This window comes from Sphingomonas sp. DC5200-1 (assembly GCF_049897245.1).
Taxonomy (GTDB): Bacteria; Pseudomonadota; Alphaproteobacteria; order Sphingomonadales; family Sphingomonadaceae; genus Sphingomonas; species Sphingomonas aquatilis.
The window spans coordinates 279,942-293,125 of the sequence record NZ_JAFCVW010000003.1; the positions used below are offsets into that span (position 1 = coordinate 279,942).

Consider the following 13,184-nt stretch of genomic DNA (forward strand, 5'->3'; position numbering starts at 1 on the left):
CTATCGTTTGAGCACCTGCCTAAACGGTGCGTCGTTTCCGTCCAGCCCCTGGCCCGCGGGCAGGTTCAGCAGATCGCGCAGCAAGGGATTGATGTCGGTATTGTCGAAGCTGGCCAGGCGCTTGCCGCCGACGAAGGCCGGGCCGTTGGCGATGAACAGCGCCGCCATGTCGGGCGCCTGATTGTCGTAACCATGCGCGCCGCCGCTGAACGCGGTTTTCACCGCCGTCTTGGTGATCATCCACCCCGGCTCGGCCAGGCAGATATAGGGCGGCACTCGCGGATTGGTGCCGTAACGCAGCCGCGCCGGGATCTCCCCCTTGCGCCAGCATTGCATGTGCGCGTGGGGTTTCAGCAGCGCCGCCTCCAGCGCCTGCTGCCGCCCCGGCATCGGATACAGACCCATATAAGGCCCGCTGTTGAGCGTGCGATACGTGCGCGGGTCCGCGATCCGGTCGATCGCGATCGTGCGCGTGCTGCTGGTCGCGGACATGCCGTGGTCGGCGACGATGACCAGATTCGCCGGCAGGTTGAGGTCGCGCAGACCCGCGACCAGCCGCCCGATCTGGCTGTCGACCTTCGCGGCCGCCTGCGTCACCTCGGGCGATTGCGGTCCATACGCATGGCCGGCGGTGTCGACGATGTCGAAATACAGCGTCACGAAGCGCGGCCGTGTGGCCGCCGGGCGGCGCAACCAGTCGATCACCGAATCGACCCGCTGTTCGCCCGTCACCGCCTGGTTGAACTGCTGCCAGTCCTCGGGCCGGGTGGCATGCGCGACCGTGCCATGGCTGTCGGGCAGCAACGTGCCGCCCCAGCCGACATTGGCGCCCGGCCAGAACATCGTCGCGGTGCGGACGCCCGCCTTTTCCGCGGTGACCCAGATCGGTTCGGCCTGGTTCCACCAGAAGGGATCGTCGTTGGCCATGGTGAAGGTCTCACCGGGGCGTGCGGCGTCTTCCATCGAGTTGCCGACGATGCCGTGGTGGTCGGGCACCTTGCCCGTCACCAGCGTCCAGTGGTTGGGGAAGGTCACCGACGGGAAGGACGGCCGCATCGACGCGGACACCCCGCCCGCGGCCAGCGCGTTGAGGTTGGGCGTAACGCCACGGTCGAGATAATCGGGCCGGAAGCCGTCGATCGACACGAGGATCGTCACGGGCGGCGTCACCGTGCGCGGCAGCGGGGCGGGGGGCGCGTCCGGCTCGGCAGGCAAGGCCGCCGTTTGCAACGGCGCGGGCTGCGTCACCGGCGACAGCGCCGGCGGCGTGGCGGGCAGCGCGCAGGCGCCGAGCGCGAGCGTGGCGAGAAAAGCGGTCGGACGAAGGTTCACGCGGCGATCACCCCGATCATGGCAGGCATGCTTGCCTTTAGCCGCGAGCGGGGAGGGGCGACAAGGGCAGAGCAGGCGGCGCCTCCGGCTGCCCATCGCACGTCCTTCCCGCGAAGGCGCGAACGATGAAGAGGGGGCAAGGCGAGCCCGGCAGGCCGCCTCAGCCCCGCCCGCTTACACGTTGAAGCGGAACAGCATCACGTCGCCGTCGTGGACGACATATTCCTTGCCTTCCTGCCGCAGCTTGCCCGCTTCGCGCGCGCCCGCTTCGCCCTTGCAGGCGACGTAATCGTCGTACGCGATGGTTTCGGCGCGAATGAAACCGCGTTCGAAGTCGGTGTGGATCTCGCCCGCGGCATTGGGGGCCTTGGCGCCGGCATGGACCGTCCAGGCGCGCGCTTCCTTGGGGCCGACGGTGAAGAAGGTCAGCAGCTTCAGCAGCTTGTACCCGGCGGTGATAACGCGGGCGAGGCCGGTTTCCTCCAGCCCCAGCTCGCTCAGGAACTCGCCGCGATCCTCGGGCGCCATCGTCGCGATTTCCGCTTCGATCGCCGCGGAAACGACGACCGCCTCGGCGCCTTCCGCCTTCGCCTTTTCGAACACCTTGGCCGACAGCGCATTGCCGTTCGCCGCATCGGCTTCGTCGACGTTGCAGACGTAGAGGACGGGCTTCGCCGTGATCAGCTGCGCCTGCGCGAAGACGCGCGCCTCTTCGGCATCCTTGGGCTGCGTCAGGCGCGCGGGCTTGCCGTCGCGCAGCAGCTCCAGCGCCTGACCCAGCACGGCCGCGCCGATCTTGGCCTCCTTGTCGCCCTGCTGCCCCTTCTTGATGAGATTGGGGACGCGCTTTTCCAGGCTTTCGAGGTCGGACAGCATCAGCTCGGTCTCGACCGTCTCGGCATCGGCGATCGGATCGACCTTGCCCTCGACGTGCGTCACGTCGCCATCGGTGAAGCAGCGCAACACATGGACGATCGCGTCCACCTCGCGGATATTGCCCAGGAACTGATTGCCCAGCCCTTCGCCCTTCGACGCACCGCGGACCAGGCCGGCGATGTCGACGAAAGCGAGCTGCGTCTCGATGATCTTCGCCGAGCCCGCAATCTCGGCAAGCTTGTACAGCCGCGGGTCAGGCACCGCGACGTTACCGACGTTGGGTTCGATCGTGCAGAACGGATAATTGGCCGCCTGCGCCGCTGCCGTTTCGGTCAGTGCGTTGAAAAGCGTGGACTTGCCGACGTTGGGCAGGCCAACGATGCCGCAGCGGAAACCCATGGGTCGTGCTCTGTTTTCTGCAAAGGGAATGGAGGCCGCGGCCTTAGCCATATGGCGCGCGATTGACCAGCCGTTCCGCGGTTTTCGCATCTCGGCGATGGAATCCACCGGCTCGTCGCAGCGGCACGCTGCCGCAATTGTGCCTTGATTGATACCGCGTCGTCTATGTCGTGCAGCGGATACGTCGCGGGAACGACGGCAGACAGATACGCACGCTGCAACGGGGGCTTATGCGTCGGTCGGGGTGGATGATGGCAGGGCTGGCCGCGGCGACGGCCGCGGGGGCACAGGCGCAGGTCGCGCCGCTTGCGATCCTGACCGCGCCCGCGCCGATGGCGGCGCAGCGAACGCCGCTGCTCGCGCCGATTGCGCTCGGCGGTACGCTCGACCGTTCGACGCCGCTCACCGCACGGCTGCGGCTGCGGGTCGCGACGATGACGACCAGCGCGGGCCCCAATGAGCGCGTGCATCAGCGTCTCGCGAGTTCGATGGTCGAATATTATCCCTTCGCGGACAGCGGCTTCCACCTGTCCGCTGGGGGCCGTCTGTACGACGTGCGGGCCGGCGAGCAGGTCGGCAACCGTCCGCTGATGCTGTCGCAGCGTCCGACGCTGGGCGCCGGTGGCGGCCGCATCGGCCTGCGCCGCACCCCGGCGCTGACCTTCGGCTACACCGGCACGATGCTGGCCGACACCACGATCGGGCTGGAGGTCGGCGCGATGAAGGGCCGCGCCTATGAAATCGGTGGTCGCCTGACCCGCCCGACCGCAGGCGAGCGCGGCGGCGTGGGCAATGGCCCGATCAACCCCGTGGTCAACGTCTCGTTCGGCCGGCGCTTCTGATCCGATCCTGCTATCGCGGCACGCGACCCGTTCAATCGCGCCGCCGCTTCGCCTAGGGTCGCCGACGATGCTGCCGCCCTTGCCCCATGGCGAATTGTCCGCCGACCTGATCCTGCCCGCCTTCGCACCCTGGTTCGATGTCGCGGGCCTCGCCGTGTTCGCCGCCTCGGGCGCGCTTGCCGCGGCGAAGCGCGGGCAGACCGCGGTGACGCTGGCCTTCTTCGCGCTGATCACCGGCGTCGGCGGGGGGACGGTGCGCGACCTGTTGATCGGTGCGCCGGTCTTCTGGGTCCACGATCCGCGCGCGGCGACCGTATGCCTCGCGATGGCCGCGGCGATCTGGGTGACGCCCGAACGCTGGTGGCGGGACGAGGCGCTCGCCTGGTTCGACGCGATCGGCCTTGCGGCCTATGCCGTCTATGGTGCGGCCAAGGCACTGGGCTATGGCATCCCGCCGCTGCCCGCCGCGCTGATGGGCGTGGTGACCGCCTGTGTCGGTGGCATCATCCGCGACGTGCTGGCGGGCGAACCGTCGATCCTGATGCGCCCCGAACTCTACGTCACCGCCGCGGCGCTCGCGTCGGGCCTCTACGTCGCGCTCGGGCTGGTCGGCCTCGCCGGCGCCCCCGCCGCGATCATCGCCGCCGCCGCCGGCTTCACGCTGCGCGCTTTCGCGATCCGCTACCACCTCGCGCTCCCCGCCTATCGCGGGCGGGGGTAAGGGCGGCCCGCCGTCGATCCGACACGAATCCGCCACCAACCGCGCGCATCCTGACGCCACCCGCATACGGCGGCTGGAGACGGTCATGCGCACGACGATCGGTACTTTTCTCGCCCTACTCACGCTCGCGGCATCTCCGGCGACCGGCCAGACGCCGCGAGATCCGGTCGGCGACCTTTGCGCCGCGCGCGCCGATATCACCGTGCCTGCCACGCAGGTCTACCATCGCCGCAACGGCGCAACGATCGTCTTCGTCGCGGTCGCGCATGAGCATGACGCGCAATCGCCCTCCGCGCAGGCGATCAAAGCGGCATTCGATCGCGCCCACCCGACGATCGTGCTGGTCGAGGGCGCCTCGGCGGACAAGAGCGCCGACTCCGCCTATCGCGCCTTCCTGTCGCAGCGCGCCGCCGACCAGTTTGCGCACGGCCATATCCAGGAGAATCTCTACGCGGTGAAGCTCGCGACCGACGCGAAGACGGCGTTTTCCGGCTGGGATATGAGCCCCCGCGACGAATATCGTGCCGATATCGACGCCGGCTACGACATGCGCGACGCCCTCGGCGCACATCTGCTGCGCGCGCACGTCGATCCCTTCGGCCCGGTCCCCGCCAACCGCATCGCCGACGAAATGCGGTCGATCCCGCATCTGCGCCAACCCAAGGACTTCGACTTCGCCGCCTGGTATCGCGGCGCGTATGGTGCGCGTCTCGACCTGATGGCCGGCACGCCCTGCGGCACCGGTCCGGCGAGCGCGATCGTCAAATTCGAAAGCATCGCGCGCACCCGCAATCTCGCCCGCCTGATCGATGCGAATGCCACCTCCGGCGCGGTGGTGCTGGTGGAAGCGGGCGCCAACCATTGGCTGGCGCTGCGTGACTATTTGGACCGCACATCCTGACGGATGGTCAGGCGGCGGGGCGCCAGCAGGGTTCCAACTGCTTCATGCTGGCCTCGGCCCAGTGCGCCAGCGCGCCGTCGTTACTGAACACGGTGATGCTCGCACTCGACCCGTCGGGTTGTTCGCTGGATAAGAGCTTTAGGGTATACCCCGTCCCGTCTGTCCAGACGACCGGCGGCCATAGTGGATGGGCAGGAGCGGTGGCCGGAATCACCGAAAGGGCGGTGGGTACGTCGTTCAAATTTCTCAGCACGCCGATCAACGCCGGACAGGCGGCGGAGTCGGTCACCGTCACGGTCAGGCGACCTAGCGGGTCCATCACCTTGCGCCGTGCCCGCCACACACCTGATGCGGCGTACCCGCTCCGCCACATGTCGATGATCTCCCATCCTCGGCACAGCGAATGGCCCGCCATCAACTGCACATCGGTGGCATGCCTGGGTTCGGGAACGCCTTCCTCACGGGACGTCATGGCGGCCCGCTCGATCTGCCCGCAATCGAGCAACGGCTGCGGCGCGGCCGCTTGCGCCGCACCCAGCAACATGGCCAGGATCATTGCCCCGCCCCCGCGCACGCTGTTCCGACCGTGGCGGCGGGGCCGGTCACGCCCGGCGGCAGCGGCGTCGCGCCGCCCGGTCCGATATGCAGCGTCGCATTGGCGACCTGCCACGGCGTGCCGGCGGGAAAGCGCACGCCGTCCAGCGTCACGTCCAACGGGTGCCGCGCGTCATAGCCGCGCGCGATCAGCTGCCCGCCGTCGCCCTGCACATTCGCCAGCACGATGTCGCGATAGACGGGGATCGATCCGCCCTGCGCCTTGGGATCGTAGCGCGTGTCGAAATCGATCGGCCGCGCCACGCCGCGCAGGCAGATGTCCTGATAGCGTATGCGCTGCACCAGCCCGCCGCGGCTGGGGTCGCTCTTGATCCGCAGGCCCGATGTCGTGCCGTCGAACGTCAGCCCGCGCACCAGCACGTCGGACACGCCGCTCACCGTCTCGCTGCCGATCGACACGCCGTGCCCGGCATGGACGTGGCTGTCGAGGATCGAGACGTAGCGCACGCCGCCGCCGTTGCCGGCCTTGATCGCGATATCGTCGTCGCCGGTGCTGAAGCGGCTGTGCGCGATCGTCACGTCCTCGCTCGCGCCCGGATCGATCCCGTCGGTGTTGCGCGCATCGGCAGGCGCATCGATCGTCACGCCCCAGGCGGTGAAACCACGCACGTGATTGACCGCGACGTGGAAATTCGCCGCATTGGCGAAGCGCGTGGCGTACAGCACCAGATTGCGTCCGCCATCCACCGTCACCAGCCGCGGCACGTTCTGCTTGCCGCCTTCGCGTTGCGCGCGGCGTGCGAGCTGCCACCACGTCTCGGTGCCGCCCGCCATCGTCGCGCCGCCCGCGCCGTCGATCGTGCCCGCCCCAATGATCGCCGCATCGGTGGCATCGGAGAAGTGGATCAGCGGGCGACAGCCATGGCCCTTGGTATCGATCGTCCCGCACAATCCCTGTCCGGCATCGAACCGCCGCGGATCGGGGATCGCGCGCAGCGTCGCAGCGGGGTCCAGCCACAGGGTCACGCGCGACGGCATTTCGATCGGCCCGCTCTCATACAGACCGGGGCCGAGCCGCACCGCGGCTCCGCGACACCGCCGCAACGCCGCCTCGATCTCGCGGCGCCGATCGCCGGACGTGGGGGACAGCGTGGCGCAGGCGGCGGTGGGCAGCTGCGGCTCCACCACGGTTCGCCGATCCTGTGCCGCGGCCGGTGCCGCCGCCACGCCCAACGCAAGCACGACCGCAGCACACCGACGCATTGGCTCAGACCCTTACGACACCCACATCCGCGAAGCGCTTCGGCTCGGCAGGCGGGCTGGCGGGGTCGGCCAGCTCGCATTGCCAATAGCCCACGTCGATCCACTGGCCCTGTTTGTAGCCGATCTCGCGGAACACGCCAGCGCGGCGGAAGCCGACCGTCTCGTGCAGCTTGATCGACTGGTTGTTGGGCAATGCGATCCGCCCGATCGCCTGGGTAAAGCCCTGCGCGCGCAGCGTGTCGATCAGCGCTTCGTACAGCAGCCGCCCGACGCCCTGCCGTTGCGCGACATCGGCGACGTAGATCGTCGTCTCCACCGCCCAGCGATAGGCGTCGCGCTCCGAAAAGCGGGTGGCATAGGCATAGCCGAGCACGCCGCCCGTCTCCGCGCCGTTGGTCGCGACCATCCAGGGGTAGAGCCCCTGCGACGACGCCATCCGCGTCCGCATCGCACGCGCGTCCGGCGCCTCCGTCTCGAACGACACCGTCCCGGCGAGCACGTGCGGCGCATAGATGGCGGCGATCGCGCCGGCATCCTCCGGCGTCGCGGCGCGCACCCCGATCATGCGCCGAAGCCCAGCTTCGCCAGCACCAGGTCGAACAGCCTGGCGTCGCTGTCGGCGGTCGCGCTCGGCCCGATGCCGCCGCATTCCAGGCAGCGCGCCTGCACCGATCCGCTGCGCGCGAGGCGGCTGACGTCGCCCACCGCCTGCGCGACGAGGCCGCGGCGCTCGGCCGCGATGCGCCCGAACACGTCCGCCGACGGGCTCGCCGCATCGTCGTCGTCCTTGCGGCTGGCCAGCGCGGCGGCGAACTGCGCGGCGGCGCTCGGTTCCTTCTCCAGATATTCGGCGTGGACCTTGGCGGGGTCGAGCTTCGCGCGCTTGGCGGCTTCCGCCACCGCATCGTCCAGCCCGCCGAAGCGATCGACCAGCTTGATCTGCCGCGCGGTGCCGCCGTCCCACACGCGTCCCTGCGCGATCGCATTGACCTGATCGACGGTCATGTGGCGCGACTGTGCGACGCGGGTCAGGAACTGGCGATAGCCGTTCTCGATCCCCGCCTGCAGGATCGTGTCGAGCTCGGGCGTGGTGCCGGCAAACACGTCGGGCTGGCCCGACAGCGGCGTCGTCTTCACGCCATCCGTCGTGATGCCGATCTTGGCCAGCGTCTTCTCGAACGTCGGGATGATGCCGAAGATGCCGATCGAGCCGGTGATCGTCGACGGTTCGGCGAAGATCACGTCGCCCGGCGTCGACACCCAATAGCCGCCCGATGCGGCCAGCCCGCCCATCGACACGACGATCGGCAGCCCCTTCTGCTTCGCCTGCAGGATCGCGAGTCGGATGCGTTCCGACGCCATCACCGATCCGCCCGGCGAATCGACGCGCACCACGAGCGCCTTCAGGTCCTTCTTGGCGAGGCCGTTCAGGATCAGCTTGGCGATCGTGTCGCCATGCGCGCTGCCCGGGCCGCCTTCGCCGTCGACGATATCGCCCGCGATCGTGATGACGCCGATCGCGTCGCCGGTCTTGGGCAGCGGATGCGCCGCGACCCAGCTGTCATAGCTGATGCGGTTGTAGAAGCCCGCCGCCTTCTTCGCATCGCCGCCGACGATGGCCGCGACGCGCGCACCGAAGGCGGTGCGATCACCCAGCGTATCGACGATGCCTGCCGCCTTGTTGGCTTGCGCGATGTCACCGCCCGCCGCGACGATCAATGCGTCCGGGCTGGCGAGGAACTGCGCCACCTGCGCCTTCGGCCGGGCCTTGGCGATCGCCTCCTTCCACTGGCTGAAGATCGACCCCAGCAGCGCCTGGCTCGCCTCGCGCGCCTCCGGGCTCTGGTCGGTGCGGGTATAGGGTTCGACGAAGCTCTTGAACTTGCCGACGCGATAGACGTGCGTGGTGACGCCCAGCTTGTCGATCAGCCCCTTGTAATACAGCTGGTTGCCGCCCGGCCCCATGAAGATCGTGCCGCCCAGCGGATTGACCCAGATCTCGCTGGCGTTGGCGGCGAGGCGATAGCCCGCATCGGTATAGGCGGTGGCATAGGCCAGCACCGGCTTCTTCGTGTCGCGGAACTTGCGGATCGCGTCGGCCACCTCGTTCAGCGTCGCCGGATAGCCGCCGCCGAAGCGATCGAGGTCGAGCACCAGCGCCTTCACCCGGTCGTCGGTCCGCGCCTCATCGATCGCGCGCAACACGTCGCGCGCGCGATACTGGCGCGGCCCCTGCTGGCCCGACAGCATCGCGAACGGCGCCTGTTCCTCGGGCTGTTCGACGATCGTGCCGTTGAGGTCCAGCACCAGCGCCCCCGGGCTGATCGCCTTCATCCCCGGTCGCGCGCTCAGCGCCGCGAACAGCAGACCGAAGAACAACAGCATCGCGATCAGGACCAACCCGTCCTTGATCGCCACCAGCAGCTTCCATGCGCCCCGAACCAGCTTCACGCGATGCTCCTTATCGTTGCCTCTAGCGCTAGAGCAGCCGAGGGCGCCGCGCAACGGGGCGTGTTGGGCCGGTAATACGGATGTATGATCCGGTTCGTCAGTTCGGATTGATCCAGCTCGTCTTCTGATAAAAGTAGCGGACTTTCCTGTCCGATGGCGAAAACCGGCCACGGGTCATCATGGCGGTGCATGTCGCTGTGTCCAACGACGGCACACCAGAGCTTCTTGCGACCTTGCAGGCGGTCGGCCTGCCGTTCGCATCGACCGTCACCAGAATGCGCACAATGCCCTGCTGACCGCTACGGAAGGCGTCTGCCGGGTAATCGGCAACCTGTATCCAGTCGCGGTTCAGCTGACCTCCCGTGTCGATCATGGCATCGGGATCGGCCCCCCAGGACTTGAGCAGGTCGCGGCCGCACGCCTTCGCGGCAGCGAAGGCTTTGTCGATACCCCCGATCGGCACGGACACCGGAAAAATTGCTGCAGCGTCGATCGACAGCTGCTTGGCCGTCCTGATCTGCTGCCATTTTTCAGGCTCCAGCAACAGGCGCAGCGCATAGCCGCCCTGCTGCGTCGGCGCAGCGATCCACGACGCTCGCAGCGACGGTCCCGTCGGCGCAAGCGTGATGGTAGCGACGCCGGACTTACCCCGAGACACGGGCGTCGCCGTCAACAGGACGAGGTCACCGCCGCCGTACACGGGATCGACGTCGATCGCCAGAATTGCAGGCTTCGGCCCATCCCCGAACGCGCGGTTGATGATGCACTGGTTCGGTGCATATTCGACGCCCCATTTCGTCGCCGATCGGTCGACATGCGCCGCCGGAGTCGCGGCTTGCAGGGCGAGGGCGATGATCGCGCCCGCGATCATTGTGACACCCTCCATGCGACGGGATCAAATACGTAGCGGGTCTCTTTTGACGAGGGTTCGAACGTGGCGCGCTTCATCATGATCCGGCACGTCGTCGCATCGAGCGACGGCGAACGCGAGCTGACGACCACTTTGCAGTCGCGTGGTCGTCCCTTGGGATCGATCGTCAGCAGGATCCTCACCGTGCCCGATTCGCCATTGCGCAGCGCTTCAGGCGGATAGTCCAAATTGGTTATCCAGTCTCCGGGACTCTTCGAACCGGAGGTGTCGATCATCGCATCGGGGTCCGCGCCCCAGGATGTCAGCAGCGTCCGGCCGCACGTCTTGGCAGCGGCGATCGCCTTGTCGATCCCCTTGACCGGTACGGATACGGGCGATGCGAACGGCCCCTGGATCGTCAGCGTGTCGCCCGCCGTAATCGCGGCCCAGCCGTCCTGGCCGACCCAGATCTCGATCGCCGCCCGCGCGTCCTTCGATCTGCGGGCGAACCATATCGGCCGCAGCGTCGCGCCGCCCGGGGCGACGGTCATCGTGGCAGTGCCGAAAGTCCCCTTCGTCGCAACGCCGGGAATGAGCAGGACGATATAACCGGTGCCGGTCATCGGATCTGCATCGACGGCAAGGAACGACTTGACCGGGCCGGACCCGAACTGCCGGTTGATGATGCACTGTCCGGGGCTGTAGTCCACGCCCCACTTGCCTGCCGCATCTATACTGCCGCCCGAAGGTGCGGCGGCCTGCAACGCCAGCGCGACCAGTCCGATCATCATGCTTATCCCCCGATATTTTTTGCGAGCCTAGCATTGCTGCGCGCCGCTGCAACGGGATGCCACTGGCAGAACGATCGCGTCTCGCCTAACCTGCCGCCGCGCACCGCGAAACCGGCGTCGGGCGCAAGTATTGGGGGGAAGATGTATGCGTATCGTGCTGGGCGGCGTGGCGGTGTTGGCGTTGGCGATCGGCGGGGCGGGCGCCTCGCGCGCGCAGATCGGGGCCGGTGCTGTCGATGCACGCGCGTTCGGTGCGCGTGAGGACGTCCGGCAGGTCAGCATTTCCCCCGACGGCAAGCGGCTCGCGATGGTTCGCGCCGCGGCGGGGGCGGGCACCGCGCTCTACGTCGCCGATCTCACCGGCGACGCAACGCCCCGACCGATCCTCACCTCGAGTGGCCGGCCCGATCAGCTGACGGGGTGCAGCTGGTCGACCGCGACGCGGCTCGTCTGCAATATCTCGACGCTGATGACGACCAACGGCATGCGGCTGGGCTACAGCCGCGTGCTGACGCTCAACGCCGACGGCAGCGACATGAAGCCCCTGTCGGGCGAGACGCGCGACCGCATCGATGGCTTCGGCCAGTTCGGCGGCGGCATCATCGATTTCCTCGCCGATGATGCGGCGGGCGGTGATGCGAAGGGCGGCTCGGTGCTGATGACGCGCGATTACGGTGCGCAGATGACCACCGGCTCGATCACCGCGTCCACCGCGTCGGGCCTAGGCGTCGAGCGCGTCGATACGACGACGCTGCGCCGCCAGCAGGTCGAACGGCCCAGCGGCCGCGCCAGCGAATATATCACCGACGGCCACGGCACCGTCCGCATCATGGGCATCACTGCCGCCAGCGACAGCGGCATGCTGCGCGGCCGCACGACCTATATGTACCGCAAGGCGGGCGATCGCAGCTGGCAGCCGCTGTCCGTGGTCAACGACGATGGCGGGGTATCGCACGGCTTCGATCCCTATGCCGTCGATCGCGACGCCAATGTCGCTTATGGCTTCGACGATCACGGCGGACGCCAGGCGCTGTACCGCGTCGCGCTCGACGGCAGCCTGAAGCGCGAACTGGTGCTCGATCGCCCCGACGTCGACGTTGATTCGCTGATCCGCATCGGCCGCCAGCAGCGCGTCGTCGGCGCCAGCTTCGCGACCGACCGGCGCGAACGCGTGATCTTCGATCCCGCGCTGAAGGCGCTCGCCGCCTCGCTCGGCCGCGCCTTGCCGAAACAGCCGATCGTCAGCATCGTCGATGCCAGCGCCGACGAACAGAAACTGGTGCTGTTCGCCGGCAGCGACGTCGATCCCGGCAGCTTCTACCTGTTCGATCGCACCGCGAAGAAGCTGTCGCCGATCCTGTCGGTGCGCCCGCCGCTTGGCGGTCGCACGCTCGCCAGCGTCAAGCCGATCAGCTTCAAGGCGGCGGACGGCACGATGATCCCCGCCTATCTCACGCTGCCCGCCGGCAGCAGCGGCAAGGGGCTGCCCGCGATCGTCCTGCCGCACGGCGGCCCCGGCGATCGCGACGAATGGGGCTTCGACTGGTTGCCGCAATTCTTCGCGGCGCGCGGCTATGCGGTGCTCCAGCCCAATTTCCGCGGCTCGACCGGCTATGGCGCGGCGTGGTTCCAGAAGAACGGCTTCCAGTCGTGGCGCACCGCGATCGGCGACGTCAACGATGCCGGCCGCTATCTGGTGTCGCAGGGCATCGCCGCGCCCGACAAGCTCGCGATCGTCGGCTGGTCGTACGGCGGCTATGCGGCGCTGCAATCGGCGGTGCTCGACCCGGCATTGTTCAAGGCGATCGTCGCGATCGCGCCGGTCACCGACCTCGAAACGCTACGCGGCGAACATCGCAACTTCACCAATTTCGAACTGGTCGACGGCTTCATCGGCCATGGCGCCCATATCCGCGACGGCTCGCCCGCGCAGAATGTCGACCGCATCGCCGCGCCGGTGCTGCTGTTCCACGGCGACCTCGACCAGAATGTCGGCATCGGTGAATCGCGCCTGATGGCCAGCAAGTTGCGCGGGGCGGGCAAGCCCGTGACCTTCGTCGAATATAAAGGCCTCACCCACCAGCTCGACGATAGCGACGTGCGCACCGACATGCTCGGCAAGAGCGACGCCTTCCTGCGCACCGCGTTGCATATCGAAGGGTAAGGGCGTTGGGAGCCAGCCCCTGTGGCCGGCTCCCCCTTT

12 protein-coding genes are annotated in these 13,184 nt (G+C 68.2%); 4 read left to right on the forward strand and 8 right to left on the reverse strand.

Translation table 11 applies throughout. From position 1 onward, the window contains the following. Together ACP7A3_RS07545 and ychF are read right to left on the reverse strand one after the other, a co-directional pair. Nucleotides 1-1,332 (reverse strand): ectonucleotide pyrophosphatase/phosphodiesterase, encoded by a 1,332-nt coding sequence (locus ACP7A3_RS07545; protein ID WP_426256242.1) that lies wholly within the window; start codon nucleotides 1,330-1,332, stop codon nucleotides 1-3. Nucleotides 1,333-1,506: 174 nt separating this feature from the next. Beyond that, nucleotides 1,507-2,607, reverse strand: coding sequence for a redox-regulated ATPase YchF (gene ychF / locus ACP7A3_RS07550; RefSeq protein WP_017977520.1), 1,101 nt, complete (start codon nucleotides 2,605-2,607; stop codon nucleotides 1,507-1,509). Between the two features lie 251 nt (nucleotides 2,608-2,858). Here ychF and ACP7A3_RS07555 point away from each other — a divergent pair, with 251 nt between their 5' ends. From ACP7A3_RS07555 to ACP7A3_RS07565, 3 genes are all read left to right on the forward strand, one after another. After that, complete coding sequence (locus ACP7A3_RS07555) at nucleotides 2,859-3,449, forward strand: hypothetical protein (RefSeq protein WP_426262751.1); 591 nt, start codon at nucleotides 2,859-2,861, stop codon at nucleotides 3,447-3,449. 67 nt (nucleotides 3,450-3,516) lie between these two features. Then, complete coding sequence (locus ACP7A3_RS07560; protein WP_017977522.1) at nucleotides 3,517-4,170, forward strand: trimeric intracellular cation channel family protein; 654 nt, start codon at nucleotides 3,517-3,519, stop codon at nucleotides 4,168-4,170. A gap of 85 nt (nucleotides 4,171-4,255) precedes the next feature. After that, a complete protein-coding gene (locus ACP7A3_RS07565) occupies nucleotides 4,256-5,071 on the forward strand; it encodes a hypothetical protein (protein ID WP_426256240.1) in 816 nt (271 codons plus the stop codon). 7 nt (nucleotides 5,072-5,078) lie between these two features. Here ACP7A3_RS07565 and ACP7A3_RS07570 read toward each other — a convergent pair whose 3' ends face one another. The 6 genes from ACP7A3_RS07570 to ACP7A3_RS07595 form a co-directional block, all read right to left on the reverse strand. Next, nucleotides 5,079-5,627, reverse strand: a complete 549-nt coding sequence (locus tag ACP7A3_RS07570) for a hypothetical protein (RefSeq protein WP_426256239.1) — start codon at nucleotides 5,625-5,627, stop codon at nucleotides 5,079-5,081. Continuing rightward, nucleotides 5,624-6,889 carry a glycoside hydrolase family 28 protein gene (locus tag ACP7A3_RS07575; RefSeq protein WP_426256238.1) on the reverse strand — a complete coding sequence of 422 codons (1,266 nt, stop codon included), beginning with the start codon at nucleotides 6,887-6,889 and terminating at the stop codon, nucleotides 5,624-5,626. The genes ACP7A3_RS07570 and ACP7A3_RS07575 overlap by 4 nt, the downstream gene beginning before the upstream one ends. 4 nt (nucleotides 6,890-6,893) lie before the next feature. Further along, nucleotides 6,894-7,454, reverse strand: a complete 561-nt coding sequence (locus tag ACP7A3_RS07580; protein ID WP_241890786.1) for a GNAT family N-acetyltransferase — start codon at nucleotides 7,452-7,454, stop codon at nucleotides 6,894-6,896. Beyond that, on the reverse strand, nucleotides 7,451-9,340 hold the full coding sequence (gene sppA, locus ACP7A3_RS07585) for a signal peptide peptidase SppA (protein ID WP_426256237.1): 1,890 nt from the start codon (nucleotides 9,338-9,340) through the stop codon (nucleotides 7,451-7,453). The genes ACP7A3_RS07580 and sppA overlap by 4 nt, the downstream gene beginning before the upstream one ends. 97 nt (nucleotides 9,341-9,437) lie before the next feature. Next, nucleotides 9,438-10,211 (reverse strand): energy transducer TonB, encoded by a 774-nt coding sequence (locus tag ACP7A3_RS07590; RefSeq protein ID WP_426256236.1) that lies wholly within the window; start codon nucleotides 10,209-10,211, stop codon nucleotides 9,438-9,440. Continuing rightward, a complete protein-coding gene (locus tag ACP7A3_RS07595; RefSeq protein ID WP_426256235.1) occupies nucleotides 10,208-10,981 on the reverse strand; it encodes an energy transducer TonB in 774 nt (257 codons plus the stop codon). The genes ACP7A3_RS07590 and ACP7A3_RS07595 overlap by 4 nt, the downstream gene beginning before the upstream one ends. 145 nt (nucleotides 10,982-11,126) lie before the next feature. On the opposite strand from ACP7A3_RS07595, the gene ACP7A3_RS07600 reads away from it, so the two are divergent. After that, nucleotides 11,127-13,145, forward strand: a complete 2,019-nt coding sequence (locus tag ACP7A3_RS07600) for an alpha/beta fold hydrolase (RefSeq protein ID WP_426256234.1) — start codon at nucleotides 11,127-11,129, stop codon at nucleotides 13,143-13,145. The last annotated feature ends 39 nt before the right edge of the window (nucleotides 13,146-13,184 follow it).

Bases quoted from the DNA above. Each gene is read 5' to 3' on its own strand.
- ychF (WP_017977520.1), bottom strand. From the start codon at position 2,607: ATGGGTTTCCGCTGCGGCATCGTTGGCCTGCCCAACGTCGGCAAGTCC.
- ACP7A3_RS07555 (WP_426262751.1), top strand. From the start codon at position 2,859: ATGGCAGGGCTGGCCGCGGCGACGGCCGCGGGGGCACAGGCGCAGGTC.
- ACP7A3_RS07560 (WP_017977522.1), top strand. From the start codon at position 3,517: ATGCTGCCGCCCTTGCCCCATGGCGAATTGTCCGCCGACCTGATCCTG.
- ACP7A3_RS07565 (WP_426256240.1), top strand. From the start codon at position 4,256: ATGCGCACGACGATCGGTACTTTTCTCGCCCTACTCACGCTCGCGGCA.
- ACP7A3_RS07570 (WP_426256239.1), bottom strand. From the start codon at position 5,627: ATGATCCTGGCCATGTTGCTGGGTGCGGCGCAAGCGGCCGCGCCGCAG.
- ACP7A3_RS07575 (WP_426256238.1), bottom strand. From the start codon at position 6,889: ATGCGTCGGTGTGCTGCGGTCGTGCTTGCGTTGGGCGTGGCGGCGGCA.
- ACP7A3_RS07580 (WP_241890786.1), bottom strand. From the start codon at position 7,454: ATGATCGGGGTGCGCGCCGCGACGCCGGAGGATGCCGGCGCGATCGCC.
- ACP7A3_RS07590 (WP_426256236.1), bottom strand. From the start codon at position 10,211: ATGATCGCGGGCGCGATCATCGCCCTCGCCCTGCAAGCCGCGACTCCG.
- ACP7A3_RS07595 (WP_426256235.1), bottom strand. From the start codon at position 10,981: ATGATGATCGGACTGGTCGCGCTGGCGTTGCAGGCCGCCGCACCTTCG.
- ACP7A3_RS07600 (WP_426256234.1), top strand. From the start codon at position 11,127: ATGCGTATCGTGCTGGGCGGCGTGGCGGTGTTGGCGTTGGCGATCGGC.